This is a genomic window from Paenibacillus sp. LC231, from assembly GCF_001860525.1.
Lineage (GTDB): Bacteria > Bacillota > Bacilli > Paenibacillales > Paenibacillaceae > Paenibacillus_AQ.
Genome location: NZ_JFOM01000044.1, coordinates 107,285 through 123,225, shown reverse-complemented (window position 1 = coordinate 123,225; position 15,941 = coordinate 107,285). Strand labels below are relative to the sequence as shown.

Annotated in this window: 23 protein-coding genes; 2 read left to right on the top strand and 21 right to left on the bottom strand. The window is 52.0% G+C overall.

Annotation, left to right across the window (positions count from 1 at the left end; genetic code table 11):
- The 21 genes from AK95_RS24205 to AK95_RS24125 all read right to left on the bottom strand — a co-directional run bounded on the left by AK95_RS24205 (nucleotide 1) and on the right by AK95_RS24125 (nucleotide 14,597).
- Complete coding sequence (locus AK95_RS24205; RefSeq protein ID WP_071222463.1) at nucleotides 1-1,320, bottom strand: phage tail sheath family protein; 1,320 nt, start codon at nucleotides 1,318-1,320, stop codon at nucleotides 1-3.
- Nucleotides 1,321-1,494 (bottom strand): hypothetical protein, encoded by a 174-nt coding sequence (locus AK95_RS34590; protein WP_201259426.1) that lies wholly within the window; start codon nucleotides 1,492-1,494, stop codon nucleotides 1,321-1,323.
- Nucleotides 1,491-1,928 (bottom strand): phage tail terminator family protein, encoded by a 438-nt coding sequence (locus AK95_RS24200; RefSeq protein ID WP_071222462.1) that lies wholly within the window; start codon nucleotides 1,926-1,928, stop codon nucleotides 1,491-1,493. The genes AK95_RS34590 and AK95_RS24200 overlap by 4 nt, the downstream gene beginning before the upstream one ends.
- 27 nt (nucleotides 1,929-1,955) lie before the next feature.
- The gene (locus tag AK95_RS34310; protein ID WP_162487644.1) at nucleotides 1,956-2,108 is read right to left on the bottom strand and encodes a hypothetical protein; all 153 of its coding nucleotides are present in this window, start codon (nucleotides 2,106-2,108) and stop codon (nucleotides 1,956-1,958) included.
- A gap of 56 nt (nucleotides 2,109-2,164) precedes the next feature.
- Nucleotides 2,165-2,317, bottom strand: coding sequence for a hypothetical protein (locus AK95_RS34305; RefSeq protein WP_162487643.1), 153 nt, complete (start codon nucleotides 2,315-2,317; stop codon nucleotides 2,165-2,167).
- A 2-nt stretch (nucleotides 2,318-2,319) separates the two neighbouring features.
- Nucleotides 2,320-2,724: a hypothetical protein gene (locus AK95_RS24195; protein ID WP_071222461.1), complete on the bottom strand. Its 405-nt coding sequence runs from the start codon at nucleotides 2,722-2,724 to the stop codon at nucleotides 2,320-2,322.
- A gap of 12 nt (nucleotides 2,725-2,736) precedes the next feature.
- Nucleotides 2,737-3,864, bottom strand: a complete 1,128-nt coding sequence (locus AK95_RS24190) for a pyocin knob domain-containing protein (RefSeq protein WP_071222460.1) — start codon at nucleotides 3,862-3,864, stop codon at nucleotides 2,737-2,739.
- Between the two features lies 1 nt (nucleotide 3,865).
- The gene (locus AK95_RS24185; RefSeq protein ID WP_074961936.1) at nucleotides 3,866-4,432 is read right to left on the bottom strand and encodes a YmfQ family protein; all 567 of its coding nucleotides are present in this window, start codon (nucleotides 4,430-4,432) and stop codon (nucleotides 3,866-3,868) included.
- Nucleotides 4,425-5,579 (bottom strand): baseplate J/gp47 family protein, encoded by a 1,155-nt coding sequence (locus AK95_RS24180; RefSeq protein WP_071222458.1) that lies wholly within the window; start codon nucleotides 5,577-5,579, stop codon nucleotides 4,425-4,427. The genes AK95_RS24185 and AK95_RS24180 overlap by 8 nt, the downstream gene beginning before the upstream one ends.
- The gene (locus AK95_RS24175) at nucleotides 5,579-6,037 is read right to left on the bottom strand and encodes a DUF2634 domain-containing protein (RefSeq protein ID WP_071222457.1); all 459 of its coding nucleotides are present in this window, start codon (nucleotides 6,035-6,037) and stop codon (nucleotides 5,579-5,581) included. Before AK95_RS24175 ends, AK95_RS24180 begins: the two co-directional genes overlap by 1 nt.
- The gene (locus AK95_RS24170) at nucleotides 6,030-6,422 is read right to left on the bottom strand and encodes a hypothetical protein (RefSeq protein ID WP_071222456.1); all 393 of its coding nucleotides are present in this window, start codon (nucleotides 6,420-6,422) and stop codon (nucleotides 6,030-6,032) included. Before AK95_RS24170 ends, AK95_RS24175 begins: the two co-directional genes overlap by 8 nt.
- A complete protein-coding gene (locus AK95_RS24165; RefSeq protein WP_071222455.1) occupies nucleotides 6,415-7,392 on the bottom strand; it encodes an XkdQ/YqbQ family protein in 978 nt (325 codons plus the stop codon). Before AK95_RS24165 ends, AK95_RS24170 begins: the two co-directional genes overlap by 8 nt.
- Nucleotides 7,389-8,033: a LysM peptidoglycan-binding domain-containing protein gene (locus AK95_RS24160; protein ID WP_071222454.1), complete on the bottom strand. Its 645-nt coding sequence runs from the start codon at nucleotides 8,031-8,033 to the stop codon at nucleotides 7,389-7,391. Before AK95_RS24160 ends, AK95_RS24165 begins: the two co-directional genes overlap by 4 nt.
- Before the next feature lie 66 nt (nucleotides 8,034-8,099).
- A complete protein-coding gene (locus AK95_RS24155; protein ID WP_071222453.1) occupies nucleotides 8,100-9,881 on the bottom strand; it encodes a hypothetical protein in 1,782 nt (593 codons plus the stop codon).
- Nucleotides 9,882-9,898: 17 nt separating this feature from the next.
- Nucleotides 9,899-10,033, bottom strand: a complete 135-nt coding sequence (locus tag AK95_RS35180) for a hypothetical protein (protein ID WP_015737373.1) — start codon at nucleotides 10,031-10,033, stop codon at nucleotides 9,899-9,901.
- Nucleotides 10,034-10,056: 23 nt separating this feature from the next.
- Nucleotides 10,057-10,491, bottom strand: a complete 435-nt coding sequence (locus tag AK95_RS24150; protein ID WP_071222452.1) for a phage tail assembly chaperone — start codon at nucleotides 10,489-10,491, stop codon at nucleotides 10,057-10,059.
- Between the two features lie 134 nt (nucleotides 10,492-10,625).
- Entirely contained in the window at nucleotides 10,626-11,033 is a 408-nt protein-coding gene (locus AK95_RS24145; protein ID WP_071222451.1) for a phage tail tube protein, read from the bottom strand.
- 95 nt (nucleotides 11,034-11,128) lie between these two features.
- Nucleotides 11,129-12,595: a phage tail sheath family protein gene (locus tag AK95_RS24140; RefSeq protein ID WP_071222450.1), complete on the bottom strand. Its 1,467-nt coding sequence runs from the start codon at nucleotides 12,593-12,595 to the stop codon at nucleotides 11,129-11,131.
- A 2-nt stretch (nucleotides 12,596-12,597) separates the two neighbouring features.
- Nucleotides 12,598-12,807 (bottom strand): YqzN/YkzM domain-containing protein, encoded by a 210-nt coding sequence (locus AK95_RS24135; protein WP_071222449.1) that lies wholly within the window; start codon nucleotides 12,805-12,807, stop codon nucleotides 12,598-12,600.
- Between the two features lie 10 nt (nucleotides 12,808-12,817).
- Complete coding sequence (locus tag AK95_RS24130; RefSeq protein ID WP_071222448.1) at nucleotides 12,818-13,657, bottom strand: hypothetical protein; 840 nt, start codon at nucleotides 13,655-13,657, stop codon at nucleotides 12,818-12,820.
- Between the two features lie 463 nt (nucleotides 13,658-14,120).
- Nucleotides 14,121-14,597 (bottom strand): ArpU family phage packaging/lysis transcriptional regulator, encoded by a 477-nt coding sequence (locus AK95_RS24125; protein ID WP_071222447.1) that lies wholly within the window; start codon nucleotides 14,595-14,597, stop codon nucleotides 14,121-14,123.
- A gap of 297 nt (nucleotides 14,598-14,894) precedes the next feature.
- On the opposite strand from AK95_RS24125, the gene AK95_RS24120 reads away from it, so the two are divergent.
- Together AK95_RS24120 and AK95_RS24115 are read left to right on the top strand one after the other, a co-directional pair.
- Entirely contained in the window at nucleotides 14,895-15,314 is a 420-nt protein-coding gene (locus tag AK95_RS24120; protein ID WP_071222446.1) for a transcriptional regulator, read from the top strand.
- 71 nt (nucleotides 15,315-15,385) lie between these two features.
- The gene (locus tag AK95_RS24115) at nucleotides 15,386-15,811 is read left to right on the top strand and encodes an ImmA/IrrE family metallo-endopeptidase (protein WP_071222445.1); all 426 of its coding nucleotides are present in this window, start codon (nucleotides 15,386-15,388) and stop codon (nucleotides 15,809-15,811) included.
- The last annotated feature ends 130 nt before the right edge of the window (nucleotides 15,812-15,941 follow it).

Genomic DNA, 15,941 nt, shown 5'->3' with positions numbered 1-15,941 from the left:
TTAGACCACCTTCACTTTCATGTATACTTTTTCAATTGCATCGACTGGCTGTACCTTGATATCCACAAACAGCACATCGCCTTCTGTGCCCGGCGTCACCACAATATCCTCGTTCGCATCAAAATTCTGGATGGCCCCGATATTCTGCAGAGATGCAAAATACGCCGCACACTCCGCCCAAAACAGCGTCCGGCCATCTACGTTGTTATCTACCTTCCCGATATAAGACTTCTCAAAAATGAGCTTTAAATCATTCGCAATGCCATCCAGCACGCGGACCACCCGATTTTTAGAAAAATGCCGCGCTTTCGCCTGCTCAATCGAGGTAAAGCTATTAATATCCTGCTCTACCACGGCCTTGCCTCCGCTGTAGCTGAACAGAAACTCACCATTCGTGAGCGCCGCTTCAATCTCCGTATGGCTTAAACGAACATCGGTATCCACCGCTTCATCGTAAGCCGCGTACGTTAGGGATTCGTTAACAGCTGCTGCAGCCGTAGCACCAGTGACCCAAGCAACTGCCTTTACCTTGTCCACGACAGTGCCGTCGGTGAGAACAACGCCATTTTTCACGGAGATGACGCCTTCATAATCCGCAGCCGAATAGTCAGACAGCACAGCTTGAACCTTCTTGCCTTCCTGCTCGCGAATCCGCTTAACGAATGCGGTATACAGGGACTTGAGCGTTGGGTCCGCAGACAACAGACCTACAGTCTGGAAGTCTTGGACCTCAAGCGCAGTAAGGAAGTCCACATGCTCTTGGTTCGTCACGGTGCCGTTAGCGCCGCCAGTCAGAGCAAATCCTGCCGTGGCCGCCATATCGCCGGTATCCGGTGTAAAGGCTACGTACAGGTTCGGCTGCAGTTCGGCTGCACTAGCTACAAGCTGCTTGTCCACAGCTTTGCCGCTCAGCAGCGTGCTGACCACAAACTTGCCGGGATCATCCACCGCGTTCTCAACAACGATCTGGATATCATTCCCACGCTCTCCGCCGTAAAGAGCGGTTACTTTAAGACCGGCAACAGAACCTGCAGCCTGTACACCGCTGTTCAAACGGTACAACAGAAGCGTGCCAGCACGCTTAAGTACTTCTTTTACCGAGAGCAACTGTGGTGCGGTGATATCATAACCCAACACCTCCACCAGATTGGTGCCTGGTTTGATCGTCAGGATTTTATGGGGCTCTCCCCATGAAAGTGATAAGCCCAGTGCCGCAATCCCCCTTTCACCTACGCGCCCGATTGGCTGCTCCTGCGATGAGATTTGGGTGTATACGCCTGGTCTTACTTTGTTGGGTGTTGTCCATGTTCCTCCGGCCATTTAGATGACCTCCTTTTTCAAAAATGTGGTTAATTGGTCTTTCGCTTGCTGAACGGTGTACGTCTTGCCCTCTTCGAGAATGGCGCTCAGCACATCCTTCTCGCGATTACTGAATTGTTTGGATTGTGTCAGCTGAAACTTGTTAAACGCCGGTGCTGTTTCTTTTTTACTCATTTCAATCCGCCTCCCTGTTTCAATGTTTGCATCTTCATTTCGTTCTCATCCTGATCCGTTTTCATCTGAATGACATACTCTGCGCGAAAATATCCTTCTCCCGCTGCCCCATCATTCCCAGTTGGTCGCTCCCACGCCACTGATGAAGCACGGCAAGGTCGACCTTCGACTTCAAGGTATGTTAAGGTCTCCAGCATCTGGTCCATGATCATTGCTACCGGCTTCTCAGGAACCGGAACGTAATATATCTTGAAACGAAAACGAGCCGTATATCGATTGGTCGATATCGGCTCGAACTCGGCTAGGGTTAGCTCGGTTTGGAAGTATGGAGCTGGTGGCAGTGGAGCGGCATTCTCTTTGATGATGAGGGGGATGTCGGGGAAGGAGCTGGATAGTTGGGATGCTAGGGCATCGCGTATGTGTTGGGTGGCCATGGGCCTACCTCCCTCTTGAATTAATATTTATATTTCGCGCCAAGCAAAAGAGCCATCGCCCAACCTTTTGCACACATACAGCTTATCCTCTTCCCCGTAACCATCCTGTCGGAGAATCATCCCCCTTGTTTCCCAAGTAGCAGAAAACTGACCTGTGAAGAAACCATGTACATTGCTCATTCAAATTTCCTCCTTTTATTGGTTAGAGAAAAATTTAAGTGCGGAACTATTGCATTTCATAAACTAAAAAACCGATTCAGTGTCTCCCCTTTGAATTCGGCTCTCAAATCATTATATTCTTTTCGAATTTCTTGAGGGATGCTGTCTTCTTCTCTACGCAAAGCGTTTACAAGATCAAGATAAACTCTTGCTATCGCTCGATAATCCACTTTCAATTACCTCCTTTCAATTGCATTTCGAAAAGTAAGGCAATGGCTTCTTTATTAACCAAATCAGCTGCTTTAAGATTAATAATCTCTTCTGTCAGAGGTCTCTGATACATTGGTGAATCTTCCGATTCCGGTTTGTTTGGATCGTTATAAAAAAATTCAATTAAGCCGGTATGCGGATTAAATCGCCATTCCTTTGCTCGTTTGAAATCTTCGGCGTATTGTCCTGGTTCGAATGTCGTCATCTCAATTGCATCCGGATCATACTGACTTAACTCGACATAGACCGCGAAATCCTCTTCTTTTGTTGATTCAATTCCGGCGGACATCTCACCACGCTGCGCTACGATATTCCCAGTAGACTTTACCCAAAAGAAACGTCTGCCGAGCGGTTCAATTACCTTCATACAATTTCCTCCTTATACGCCGAATACAATATACGCTGTTCCGTTTGGAGAGACCGTTCCTCTAATGCCGTCAAAACTTACAGAATTTGCGCCGAATACGACGTTTGTTAGCTCCTGAATATTGCGCTCAATCTCATAGCCCCCACTATACAAAAATGAAGGTAGACTGAAGCCAATTATATTAGTTCCTCCAGTGTTATAGGCGATGCCGTAACCACTTGCGCGAGCTTGATACCCAGAGTTGTTAAACGTCTCAGCCCGCCCATACACTACTAATATCTGCGGTTTAAACGGCAAGTTCGTTATTGTCCTCGCCCCTGTCGAGAACGCCGTATTTCCGGTCGCCACTTGTATTCCCGTTTTAATTTGTATAATCTTACTCGCTAAAACCGTAAACTCGTCGCTTCCTGATGCTGGTATTCCTTTGCCGCTAATGGCGGAAGCGATCGCCTGTTTCCCGTTAGCGACAGAGGTAAAAAGATCTTGGGTCCACGCAGTCCACCCGGAATCAGTCCGTCTCCGCATGTAAAAGCGATCAGCGTGTAGATCGTAAATTTTTTGTAAAACCCATGTCTCGGCATGTCGGATAACTTCGACGTAACCCCAGCCACTAGACAAGGCAGGAGCATTTATCATGCCGTTCCCTTTATAAAACCCAGTCAGCAGGATATTGTTTAAGTTCTGACCTGATATATCGATTGCAGTCCCATCATCAGCGGAGACTTTATGTTTCTGCCATGGCTTTGCATCGATGTAGGACTTGGCGTTGTTTTCAGCCGCATTAGCCTTGGATTGAGCACCTGCCGGAGTCTCTGCCGCTTCTGCCTTTACTTGTGCCGCTGCAGCTGCTGCTACACCCTCACTGCCTTTATCATAAGCCGCCTTCACCGCCTTCTCCGTTGCCGCCACATTCTCCCGCACCCCATTCGTGGCACTGGACAACTGCACGATCCCCTTTTGAGTCAAAGATGCATCCGGAATTTCCACATCAATATTCCCCAGATCCTCTCTGACCTGCCCCACAGCCTCATCAATCTTATCCCAGTTCTCATTCAGCATCGTCTCGATGTTAAAGGTCTCATTGCCATCCACCATCGGGTCTTTCTTTAATAGTCCTAAATTCGGTGTGTTACTGGACAACTCAAACACCTCCTGCAAATTTGTTTAACGGCGTCTGCCCCATCTCGCCCAATGTCATCACGTCATGAATATTGCGTATGAGCAAGTAGTTGAACGCATACGCCACCACCAGATGCGCCGGCTTGATCTCCTCGATCGCAGACTTCAAATCCTCCAGATTCGGCGGAATGCCGAGCGTATCCACGAATTTAACCGTAAAGCCCCATTCCTCGGGCTGAAAAGATACCTCGACCGTGCCGCCGTCGTAAGCTTCAGCCACGTTTTTCACGAGCGCACCGGAGAAGGTTCCCGCTCCGCGCAGCTTGGACTCCAGCACCGCCCGCCGCTGATCGATCGGCTTGTTTCGGTCGGTTGGAATGCCAAGCTCCATCTCCCAGCGTTCCAGGCCCCAGGTTGCTGTACGGACAAAGAACTGGTCTGCAGCTGAGTTCAGTGCCTGGTATAGCGCGTCCAACTCGCTGCCCTTGGCATCCATATCGGATTGCATGACACGGGAGGTCTCATAATAGGCCGGTAGATAAGAAAACAGCTCGCGACCGCGCAAGCTGTTCATTCGGGTACTATTCACTTACGCTCACCGTCCCGAGCACCGCTACCTGACCGGAGCCAATTTCGATATTTTGCTGCTCGGTATGGCCGTTAATCGTCAAATCCGAGTAATCGATAATAATCGGGATATCCAGCAGTACAGCGGCAATACGCGTGTACCTTACCAAAGGATCCTTCCGGTTAAAAGCGATCTGCTGTAAATACGTCCGAACGCCGTCCTCGATCAGCTTCCGGATTTCGTCCATCGTCGAAGGCAACTCCTGCGTGCGCTGCACTTTGACGGAGATATCAATCGCCACTTCCGCCGCAGGCATCACCGTGATAACAGGACCGGCCGGGGCAACGCCTTCACCCTGTCCATCCTGGGACGGGTCAATGTACTGCTGAACGGCATCCACGATATCCGGGCTTGCCGCACGCTTGCCCGTATCTATGAGATACAGCCCAACGGTACCGGGTCCTTTCCACAACGGCACTACTTCCACGCCGCCAACACCCGCAATCTCATTGGCCCACTGCATGTACTGTGCTTTGTTGCCGCTCGTTCCCTGACTACGGACTTTGGCGTAAAAACGCTCCAGGAGCGACTGATCGCTTTCGGTATCCGTCCCGCTCCGCGTAGGCTCCAGGTTCGTAACCGATGTTACGCCGCTGATAGATGTCATCATGAGCTGAATGACGCCTGCGGGAACATTGCCATTACTGCCCGGCATGACGGCTCGAATCGGCGCCGTGCCGGTACCCAAGTCACTCAGCGTAACGCCTGATGTGGTCACATACTCCACTGAAGATTCTCCGGAGCCCTCATCGGCTGGCGTAGCCACATAGGTTCCGGCAGGCACGGTCGTCCCCGGCTTCCCCGTAAACACAACGCTGCCGGACGATGCGACCGCTTCCCGCCGGGTAATCCCATGCTCTGCCGTCCTCAGATCGAGTTCGGCGGAACGGATATCCGGACGATCGCTTGCCACGGTGCTTGCAAAGCCTCGGCGCAGCAGCTCCTGTGCCCACAAGGCGGCTTCGGACAGCATAAACGCGACCGGCGCATGCGCATCCCAAATAAAAGAACCTTCCGACTTGTCGATGTCCGAAGGCACTTTGTTCAGCATGCGGTTCATAATGTTCTCTTCCGTCTGATCCAACAAATACAACGGCAAATCTGCCATCAGATCACCACGCTTTCTATAATTTCCGTCTCATCCCGGATACTCGTAATGCGGCAGCTGAAACGGCAAACTTCTCCTTCCCAGGCAAAAAGGAATTGATCCACACTCTCCGTCCGAGCGTCCGCCAGCAGTGTCTCGGTCACCATGCGCTGAATCTCGCTCTCTTGCAGAGATCGGTCATAGCCTTTGCCGACCAGTTCCTCCAACTCGCTGCCGTAATCACGCGTATAGATCAAATGGCGGTAACGCGGCGTACGGATCGCTTTTTCGCACCAAATGACCCAGGCTTCCTTCTCGTCCGCAACCGGAATCTTCCGGGTCGGGGACATCACGAACTCGCCAGCTTCAAAATCATACCGCCAGCTCCGTCCAAAAACAGCCCCGTCTCCTTCCAGTACCTCCGGATCGGTCGCATCCGTCCAAACCATGTCCTCGTTCTCCGGGAATAAATTAGCCACCAATGCTCACCACCTTGCATACAACCACCACGTCGTTACCGCTGTTGACCCGAACGGCGAGCACGCGGTCTCCCGGTTTCAAACCTTTTCCCAATTCAAAAAGGGTATCTTCAACTTCGTTCTCTTCGGCATCAAATGTCATATCCTGATGCTGGCCGCCCCCCAAAGTCACGGTGCCCTTTGCCGTATAACGGGGCAAGGACAGCATTCCCGGCAGCTCCGCTACCATATAGTCCTGCAGCTCATGCTTGAAATCATCCAGCTTGAGTCCCGTCGAGGTTATCGTGCCGAGTACGGCCCCTACGCCGCCCATGGCTTGACGGGTTTGCTTGTTCATTGAGGCGTATAAGGAGGACGCCAATTGTCCATAGGGGTCTTTATTCAAGGTAAAACCTCCTTTTTACATCGTCATAACTCCCCAGCTCCAGCATCATGCTTCCGGGACTGCCCAGCTCCCGACTGACGGAAATCACAAGCAGCTTCATCGAGCCCAGCATGACCGCATCTCCGGCACGGATCGTATTGACATCGGGTGCATTCAGGGAGATGGTCTCCCGAATCCCCCTCAGTTTGCTCCGGGCCAGCTGGCGGGCGGCCGCAGGCGACTTCACTTCATCGTCCTGAATAATAGCCTGGAGCTGGCCGTATTTGGCAATATCCTTCTCCTCGATGGCCATCACCTTGGAAGGAACCTCTTTTCCGGTCTCGCTTGCGGCTGTCGCCAGCACCTTGACCTTGGTCGCCGCACCCTCCAACGTCCGCGATTGCGTAGTATCCGTGATGGCCTCCAGGATGTAGACATCTTTGTTCGTTCCTAACTCATACAGCTCAAGCCCTGAAGAGATCATCCGCGGATGATACAGCTTCCCGCCGGCTTTGGCCGTCTCCCGCAGATCAGCGAACATGCTCGCATAAATCGACTGCGTCCGGTAAACGGAACGCCCCAGCTGCTTCTCGGTATCGGGCAAAACCGCAATTTTCAGGTTCCAGTCCGCCGCGTACTTTTTGAATCGCTGGGTAGCGGTCTGCTTCGCCGGGAACAGATATTCATCCTCCGATTTGTCCAGATAAACCGTCCGATCGTACAATGTAAGGGTCATCCGCTTCACCCCGTTATTCGAGGTTTCCACTTCCCACACGACAGCCGGGTGCAGCAGGGGAACATAATCCTTTTTACCATAAGGTATCCCGCTGATCCGGATCGCCATTCCCGGCGAGATTGGCGGCATATCCTGCGTTACGACCAGATTGACCGTTCCTTGATAAGCGACTTGTTCAAGCGAATCCCGTAGACTGATAGCTTCCACCAAAGGAGATAAATCGTATTGATCCTGCAAAATCACCTTGTAACTCATGACAGCACCAGCTTCTGACCAGGCTTGATGGTGTTCGGATCTTTACCGATCATTTTCTGATTCAGCTTGTAGATCTGGTTCCATTTCGAGCTGTCCCCGAGCTCCAGCTTGGCGATTTTGGAGAGTGAGTCCCCTGACTTCACGATGTACGTCTTGTTCTTTTCCTTCATGTCGGCCCGGGGCTTTTTATTCGTTCCAGATGCCCCGCTGCTGCCAGCCGTTTTGGCCACCTTCATGTCGCTCCATGTCCGAAGCGTGATGTCAAAATACACATCCCCGATCTCCCCGCCACGAAACGTGGACTGATGGGAGGCGATGTACACCGGCACGTTCACCGCCGTCTCGGTAATGACGAATTGCAGCGGCGTTTTATACGTCAAAAACTCGTTAAGTTTATTCATCGCGGTTTGCGGTTTAATATGATCTTTCTCTTCTCCTTTGCAATAAGCTGCATCATACTCTTGTGGGAAAAATGAAGAGAACGATATCTCCTTGATCCGATGGCCTTGCGGAAAATCAAATTCCCCAAAGTTGAGAATCGTAGCCGTTTCCAGTCCCTTTTGGCGTGAAATGGTCACCTCTTCGGGATTGACCGGGAACAGGAATGTCATGCCTTTTCCGTTCTTCAAAAGAAACTCCACCTTGGTCCCCTCCTTTCTGTATGGATGCCTTCGGACCGACTTCAGGCCTGCTGGTAACCATCATCTTCAATAGGCCATCGGAGTCGGCTTCCGGTTCTGCGCCGCTTTGCTGAATTCGGCTCTCAGCCGCTGACCGATCAGAAGGATCAATCCTTCCACATCGATCGGGTGTTCCTCATGCACCGTAACCTGGACCGCGCCTGGGGGAAGATTGTAATTCACGGTTGTCTCCGTTTTGAAATCCATCAGCAAGCCGGATATCGTGCTCATCTGCTCCGGGCTGATCTGAACAGATTGCGGGGAGGTTGGCTTCCCTGCAAAAGCTTGGTTTTGTGCTGCACTCGCTGGTGGCCCAAAAGTACTCATGCTTGTAGCATGGGTAGGCGGGACATACGGGCCGTACGGGTTCAAAGCTGGATTCGGCAGCAGCGGCTTGCTAAAATCAGCCGGCGCTGGTTTCGGAATGATGGGAGCCGGAAGGGCAGCCGCACTTGAGGGTGGTGCCTTCGGAACATCCTTCGGTTGAGCAGCTTCCTTGTCTTTTTTCCCGAAGGAAAACGTATTGGAGAACCACTTCGATACCTTCTCCTTACCTTCTTTGAACTTGTCACCAATACCGGAAATTGCGCCGCCAACCTTCTTGCCAATAAAACTTCCTACGGTGCCGCCGAGCGTTGAGCCGATCATCGTACCTGCAACTGGGATCACGGAGCCAACGATGCCGCCGATCGTGCTTCCGATACCTCCGCCGACGGTGGAGCCTATGGCTTGGTTTCGTTCTTTCCCAGGCTTGGCTGAGGCAATTGCTGTCGCATCGGCTATATAACTCAATGGGCCGAGGACCCGTTTGCCAAGCCCTTTCATCAAGCCGGAGCCTAGGCCGCTTTTGCCGGCATTTTTTGCTGCACTAGCTCCAGCGCTACCGTCAGCTGCCTGTTTTACTGCATCTGACCCTGCACCGGACTTGGCAGCGCTCGCCGAGCCTCCGGATACGATGCCGCTGGCACCGCCGCCGCCAAATATACCCTTGGTAATATCCAAAACACCCTTAATTGATTTCACTGCACCAGATCCCGTATTGCCAGCGGTTTCTATAACGTCTCCCAATGTTTCTGCCTTCATAAAACGCTTACCCCATTTGGTTAGTGGCTTTTCTCCTTGGCTACTCGGGGTCGCGGCAGCCTGGTTTTGACTGGAATTGGATCCACGGCCGCCCCCCCTTCTGACCCCATTGGGCCTAGGTGCCGCCCTAGGGGCAGGTTCAGGGGCAGGTTGATCTTTACCCCATGCTTCGCGCATCTTTGTTCCTTTACCATATAGTTGGCCTCCATTTTTCATAGTGGAGCCAATCGCGGTTATAGTACCAAAAACATTCAGAGCCGTATCCCATCCAGATTTTTTACCGCTCCCACCGCCTCCAAGCTGAAGCGACCCAAGCGCAGCCGTAAGCTTATCCACCGCAGTCGTATTCGCTGTCAGCGCAGCGATCATCGGAGAAAAATCAAGCCCTGCCGCCCGCAAATCCACCTGAACGCTCGCCTCGATCTGCTTCTGCACGCTCAGGTTTAGATTCGTATCAATCTGCTTCTGCACATTCAGCTTCACATTCGCTGAAGCTTGGATGACTTGGGACTTCACCCGCTGGATTTTGCCAAGCAGGTTGTCCAGCCCCTTCGAGGCGCTGTCCTTCAGCACGATTTCAGGTGCCATGCGGGTACGTCCGATTCGCATGACACGTCCCTGGATCCGCTCAAAATAACGCTCCATCGCCCGCAGCTCGCGGTTGGCCTTGATCACGTTTTTCGGATCGATGACCAGATTCATACGATAGTTCATGGCTTCAGCCATTTCATTTCACCTCCTGTTCACTTCAAACTCTGACCGGCCATGCCCTCGATCTCCTCCTGGGAGAAAGCGAGCAGCAGCAGGCGCTCGCCTCGCGGGAGCCGCCAAAAATCTCCGGGACGAAGGTGATGCCGGACCCACAGATGATACAGCATCGTCGTCATTCCCCCGGAGCCGATCAGTTTTTTAGGTCAGCAATCTCAACTCCGAAGCCGGACAGCTCCAGCACTTTATCGCCTACGGCATCCAGCTCTCCGGCCAGCAGCATGCGGCGAACCGCCTGCTCTCCGCCCGACAGCTTCAAGCGGCTTGTAATCCGCGGATCGCCCCAGCCGCTCAGCGTCAAACCCTTCACCGACAGACTGCTCGTGGCCTCGGAAATTAGCAACGCATTAAACGTCTCCGTATCCACCTTCTCATCCACCGCACCCTTTATCGTACGGCGAACGGTACATCTCTCGCGGATGCTGTCGACCTTGCTTGAAGTCAAACCCTGCAGCACCATCTTCATATCCAAACGCTTAATACGTACCGTTTCCTCCGGCAGCTTCTCGGCTGCCTCAAACAGACTGTCCAAAATTTGCTCTTCGCTCATGTTCTCATGCAAGCTCATGCGTATATCTCCTTTACTCATAAAATAATAGATTTCATCTTCCTATTGCAGGGCGACGCTCGCCCGAATCAGGCATTCCTTACCGGGCGAACCCCCGCTTTACGCCGCACTTGACCTTGATAATAAGAAACCTCTTAATTCCCCTGAATCGGATCCAACAGCTCGTACCCCTCAAAGGTAAACGAGGTTTCCTCCTGCACTTCCTCGCCGGCCGTCCAGTTGGCCAGCTGGATTTTGTCCGGCATGCAGCGGATCAGACGAACACGCTCATGGCCGTAGGATTCGGGATCATCCAGCTTGGAGATGATATCGAATTTGGTGAAGCCGCGGGAGATCATATCGGAAGTAACCTTGTAACCAGTCATCGTGCCGGTTCCTTTTTTGCTGCCGTTTTTGTGTACCGTCCAGTCGTTGCCGACCAGCTTCAGCTCGCGTTTCTCCAATTCCACGCTGGCTTCCAGCTTGTTAATGTGTGTCTGCCAAACCCCGTCAATGTACGCCTGGCCGTATGTCCCCATAATGACTCTTGAAGCATCCAACATGTTAAATTCCTCCTCGATTTCTTTTCAGTTTTTTCTTAAAAAAAGCCCTCTTCGGGCAGTCCGTCTCATCTTAAATACGCTGATTGCCGTACTCGTTATTGCACGTAAAATGTACCGAGCAACTGCTCCATCACATCGGTCAGCTTCACGTTCCACTGCAGGAAGACCTGATCCGGCTCCGGCGTGTTCACGGCAGAATCGCCATAGTACGCTGGATCGAGAATGACGTCATAGCCGTCCGGCTCGATGACATTGCTCATCGACAACGAAGCGAGATATTCCTTTACGGCACCGATCAGCGCCAGACGGCCTTCCTCCGTATTGTTCACCTTGCCGATGTAAGTCTGCTCTGCAGCCAGCTGCAAATCCGCATGGATCGCGTCCATCACGCGGATGGAACGGATTTTTTTCCAGGCATTGTTTTGGCCTTCAGCCGGATTCACCAACGTGTTAATACCGCGCAGCGCCTTCACCTGACGTCCGTCGTAGAAAAGCACGAATACGCCATTGCGTACGGCCTGCTCCTGCTCGGAACGCGTCCAGCGGCGGGTCACATCCTCGAATGGCGTTACCGCATATGTAGCGGATTGATTCAAGCGTTGACCCGCAATAAGCCCGGCAACATAAGCAGCCGTCAGGGCAGAACTGTAGTTCACGCCGGACAGACGCACGCCCGTACCTACATTGATAATCCCTTCATGGTTCAATGCAAGCGAACGGGCCGCCGCCAGTTTGGCTGCATCCTTGGAGGTATCGTCCGCAGCGCTTCCGCCGAATACGGCCATCACGCCGCGTCCTTCTTGTCGAAGACGCTTCACCCAGGCCGCAAAGCTCTGCAGCAAAGCCATATCCGCAGCATAATCCAGGGCAAGTACGTTGAATTCCTGGCCTTCGACCGCATCCTGCATTTCGATATAATCTGCATTCGTCAGGCCGCCGTTGCCGCTCTTGCCTCCGGACAGCACAGCTCCGTTCACATCAGCAGGAACGCCGGCCTCCTCTAGTGCAGTAGCCGTTACCCAGAGATTCTCATCGTCTTCATTGATCTGCGCCGCAATCGACGCTGCTGTCCCGTCCAGGCTTGTATAGGTGCCAAGCAGCTTGGCGCCTTCATAGAGGCGAAGCTCGCGTGCAGTCGGGTCGATCAGCGATGGCTGCACGGTTACGGAAAAGCCGTTGCCACGACTGCCCGGATATTTCGCCTGCAGCTTCAGCACGTCCGAAGGCGTAGCTTCCTCATTTTGCAGCGTTACGCTAGCCGCTGCCGCGGTGTTATCTGCCAGGCGATAAGCCAGCAGTTTCTTCGGCCCGCCAAGCAAGGCCAGATAAAGCGTTTCGTAAGCCGTAGCTCCATCCTGGCTATCCGCGGAATACAGCTCGGAAATCGCGAACTCGCTGCCGATTTCCACGAACTCGCGCATCGGCCCCCAGTTGGCTTTAACCGGTACGACAACCGTACCGCGGGATCCGCCTTGGATAGCCGACGCGGCGGCCGCCTTGAAATTCATATACAAACCCGGAAGTACCGGTTTATTTGTGCTTTCCCATGTTCCACCTGCCATGATTAGTCCACCTTCGCTTTCATAAATTGTTGGATTCTTTCTTTGACTTCGGTTACCGTGAACAGCTCTCCGTCTGCCCCATACATGGCACCCGCGAGCACTTCCGCCCGAACCTCGAACAGTTCCTTGGCGTGTGTTACGAGTTCATCTAGCGCATATCGCGGAGCGCTGATACTGCGGGCTTCTGTCTTGAGTGTTTTTTTTACAGCCATTGTGACCACCTCACTTTAAAATTGGATGTACGTTAATGCGCCTGATCAATGCAGCTTCCTCAGGTGAACGCATCTTCCGGTGCACCAGAGTCAGCTTCAGCTGCCCGTCCAGAATGGGATCGGCCTGCATATCGGAGGAAATCTCCGCAACGGATAAATAGCGGCGATTCTGTGAATCCAGCATCAGCTGGACCTGGGTACCAAGCTCCTCCACCAGCCTTGCAGCCGTGAGCTGCTCGTCCGCGGAATCAAGGGCGGCAATATGCCCGGTAAAGGTTTTGCGAACCTCGAACATCGAAGCTCCCGCCATCTTGGTCTCGCAGCCCGTCATCCGCCATAATACGGCGTGATCTTCCCGTCCTGCCGGCCATGCCGAATGATAGATTCTCCAAGGATCACCCAGTACTTCTCCTGTCCAAGCTGTCAAGGTATGCAGCCACTCGTCGGGTTGTCCGGTCGAACCGGCCCCGGATGCCTGAGGCACATAGACGCCGAATCGCATGATCCGGATCATTTTGCCTGAAACAGAATCGAACTTGTCGGCTTCCGGCACACCCAAATAATGAAGCTTGAATGCTTTCCCATCGGCTCCGATCACCCGCTTGCGATGTAGTCCCGGGATTAGAAGCTCCACCCAGCGATCCAACTGATGCAATTCGGAACGATCCGCATACAGCTTCAATCGCACCACCTGCCGGTATCCTGCCCATGAAGATTTCCAAACGTCCTCTCCCAGCGTCATGACGCCATAAAAAGGCTCGCTAACCCCATCCGGCGGATGTACGTCATATATTCGGCCTTCAAGCTCAGGTACGATAGCTAGAGCGACCTGCTTGATCGCCCCTCTCATTCCGCAGATGGCCGGGTGGCTTCCGGTCGGTTATGGGATAGCCAGCTTCTTGCGGCGCTCACATGCTTGCGCAACACGGCCCCCTCCTTTCCTTCATATATAGAGAATCGAAAACGAAGCAATCGAAGCCTAAGGCCGCAGCAAAAAACCGGTCCTTCATAAGGCCGGCTCACATCTACACTGTGTGTGTTCGGTATGCTCTGTTTAACTTCATTTCCGATAATACAATCTTACACCCCTAAATTGGATGCGCTGACGTCTTATGGGACGGATAATGCGGAACTAAAAGTGGAATGTTGGCGGAAAATAGTACGAATCTATGTTCGTATTTATTGCTGTTTTCCCCATTTCATTTTAGGTTCTGCCTCATGGTGCGGTATCTTCATCTTGAAATAGAAAAAACCGGAGGGCCTCATTGAGGTCCTCCGGTTTAGACTCGGTTTAATTATCCATCTCGGCATTATCAGTTCATTTTACTCTTTGCGGACTTGTCCAACTCTTGCAGCTTCAGCAGCCCCCTGTCTGCTAAAGCCAGCGCCAGTTTATAGAAGGCCCGGGTGCGGATCTTGGTATACGTATCCTTGCTGACCGGCGGTTCGAGGATATGGTTGTACACCTTGTAATCGAATACGTCGTCCTGCTTCATATAACGTTCCCGAATCAAAGTCTGTTCCCTCTCGCCAAGCCGTTCCACGATTGACTCGATGATCTCGCAATACTGCTTCCTGGCCGCAGGCATATCTACATTATATATGGCAACCGATGCCGTTTGGTCCGAGGTGACGTTGGTCGGTCCATGAAATCGTTCCGTGTAGGATGCCGTGACGCTCGCCTCCCTGACTTCGAATGTAATGGTTTTATAGATACGATATTTCTCGAATATCGCTTCAACAGCACTTTGGGTCTTTCTGCGATCCAATTCCGGTAAAAATGGATTCATTCGAAAAACACTCCCTTTTGATTGTCATTGTCGAGGTTTGCTTTGCCATTTGGCAGAAGTTAGTCTCACCTTAAGTGTTCGCATTTTGTTCGTATTTTTCATTAATATACCACTATTTGGAGACCCACGTAAACCTTCAAAAGGGTGAACTATTCACGAGAATTTGGAGCGTACCTTTCATATTCTTGCCTTTTGGCAATAATGCTCTCTTTTGTTTTACCTGTTGGCAAAGGTAGGGGATGTGTTTATACTATAAGTAGATGTTTCAGATGGACTATGGTGAGGAGTGGCCGGAACGTGGATCACATATTTGGATCATACTTGAAAGAGATGAGGGAGAACAAAGGCTGGAGCATCAATCAGCTGGCCCAAGCCGCCGATATCAGCGGATCGCAAATCTCCCGGATCGAGAATGGGCTAAGGGGCATCCCCAAGCCGCAAACACTTCGCAAAATGGCAGAGGCACTCGAAGTTCCCTATGAAGAGCTGATGAATAAAGCAGGTTATCTGCAGCAGGATGCTGCCAAGCACGAGAATATCTCGGCTCCCGCTTGGGCAACCTCCAGGGATAAACGGGATTTCAAGAAAATGCTTGAGGATGACGGTGAGCTCATGTTTGACGGCGTCCCTCTGAACGAGGAGGACAAGCAGCGCATCAAGGACGTTCTGACCGGACTGTTCTGGGAAGCCAAGCAAATGAACAAACGCAAGAAATAAATCTACATGGATAAGGAGATACATACCGATTACAACGATTCAACCAATCCCAATATTGCAGGTGAACCGGCATGGATGATCATTTACAACCCTTAATCCGTCAGCTGATCAAAAAACATCATACCAACTGCCCTTTTGAAATCGCGACTTCCTTGGGCATACATATTCGATTCGCAGATTTAGGCCAAACGACCAAAGGGCTGTATTTCCGTAAGCTGAGGCGGAGATTCATCGTCATCCACAATCAGCTGCCGTCGCCATGGCAGCGCTTCGTATGCGCGCATGAGCTCGGGCATGACCGGCTCCATAAGGGAATCAGCCGCTTTTTTCTGGAGGAGCATTCTTATTTCAGTCCGGGCAAGCTGGAGCGGCAAGCGAACCGCTTTGCCATTGCCCTATTGACGGCGGGGTTGGCTCCCGGACCGGGCGAGTCCTTACACGAGTTCTATCTACGAGCTGGCATTCCACAAGAAATGCTATATTTTTTTAGATTTTAAACGAACATATGTTCCTTATTTGAGTGAAGGATTCCAGATGGCCCTCCTACGAACAAAAAAACAACCCGCTCTTGACATGACGTCAAAAGCGAGTTGTTATGGAAGCGACGCCTCCCTTGGATAAGAGGGT